The 351-nt window shown below is 49.3% G+C and carries 1 protein-coding gene; it reads right to left on the reverse strand.

Going from position 1 to position 351, the window contains the following annotated elements:
- Positions 1 to 351: hypothetical protein (locus ACI43T_RS12010; RefSeq protein ID WP_405387345.1), on the reverse strand; the 351-nt coding region annotated here is incomplete at both ends.

The raw sequence follows: 351 nt of genomic DNA on the forward strand, positions 1-351 counted from the left end.
TCTTGTGGAATAGTGGTGCTGTCTTTGCCTGCTTCAACGCTTGGTACTGTTTCAGGTTTATCTGAAGTCCAGCTGCCGTCTGCCTGTTTGGTCAAGGTCACTTTTTCTGGGGTGTCAGAACCTTCAGGGGTGACTGTTACTTCTACAGTATCACCTGTTTGGGCATCACTTGGCACTTTCACAGTCACTGAGCCATCAGTGGTAGATGGGGTCACTTCCGGTGCGCTTGGTGCAGTGGTATCTGGTGTTGCAGCGTTATTGCCCGCATTACCTTTAGCCTCAGCACTTTCATTGCCTGCTGGGTCTTTCGCTTTCGCAGAAACTTCAGAACCGTCTTTCACTTTATCTTGT

The sequence above is a fragment of the Neisseria oralis genome, assembly GCF_045062685.1.
Taxonomy (GTDB): Bacteria; Pseudomonadota; Gammaproteobacteria; order Burkholderiales; family Neisseriaceae; genus Neisseria; species Neisseria oralis.